This is a genomic window from Halorubrum sp. SP3 (genome assembly GCF_005435195.1).
In the GTDB taxonomy this organism is placed as follows: domain Archaea; phylum Halobacteriota; class Halobacteria; order Halobacteriales; family Haloferacaceae; genus Halorubrum; species Halorubrum sodomense.
On record NZ_SGTU01000175.1, the window covers coordinates 1 to 787 of the forward strand.

At 56.9% G+C, this 787-nt stretch carries 1 protein-coding gene and 1 pseudogene; one reads left to right on the plus strand and one right to left on the minus strand.

The window, feature by feature from the left end:
- Positions 1-302, plus strand: a pseudogene (locus EXE42_RS16090) (pyridoxal-phosphate dependent enzyme); the annotation flags it as partial.
- Between the two features lie 34 nt (positions 303-336).
- On the opposite strand, the gene EXE42_RS16095 reads toward EXE42_RS16090, so the two are convergent.
- The coding region (locus tag EXE42_RS16095) for a GNAT family N-acetyltransferase (protein ID WP_137706970.1) at positions 337-787 on the minus strand (451 nt) is incomplete at its 5' end.

Sequence of the window (787 nt, forward strand, 5' to 3'; positions counted from 1 at the left end):
AGACTGACAACCACTCGATCTCGGCTGGGCTTGACTATCCGGCGATTGGCCCCGAGCATGCCGCACTCCAAGAAATGGGGCGGGCCGAGTATCACGCTGTTTCCGATGACGAGGCGTTGGCTGCCTTCCGTGAACTGAGCGAAGCAGAGGGGATCATTCCTGCCCTAGAACCAGCCCATGCGCTTGCGTTGGCTGCGAAGCTGGCTGAGGAAGATCGCCACGATACACTGCTTGTGAACCTCTGTGGCCGTGGCGATAAGGACATGCAAACGGCTGCGGAGCACTTTGATCTCTCAGACTGAGATTTCTCCCAAAGAACCCGCCGCTGTCCGTTGACTACAGCTGCTTTTCAAAATGGACGAGCTCGTATGATCCGGCGGTTGAGGTCCCTGTCTGTTCATACCCTTGCCCGGCATAGAAGTCAAGCGCGGCCGATTGTCGCGTTGACGTCGTCGCGAGAAGCGTCTCAAAGCCATTAGCAGCAGCTCGCCGCTCAAGCTCACGAAGAATTTGCTTCCCATACCCCCGTCGTTGCTGCGGTGGGGCGACACGCATTCGATGTAGTTCTGCGGCCCCGGGCCTATCTCGTTCGTCGCTGTGACCAGCTTGATTCGGTAGAATCCCTCCCATTGCGACGAGGAGCCCGTCGTAGGTTGTAAGGTCCGATAGTGTGTACCCCGATTGCTCAGTCTCAGTTGATTGGTCGATATATGACTGTTCGCCGTCGACGGTGGCAACTACGAATGTTCCTCCCGTCTCGAGATACGACGTTTCTACTGTTCGGAGA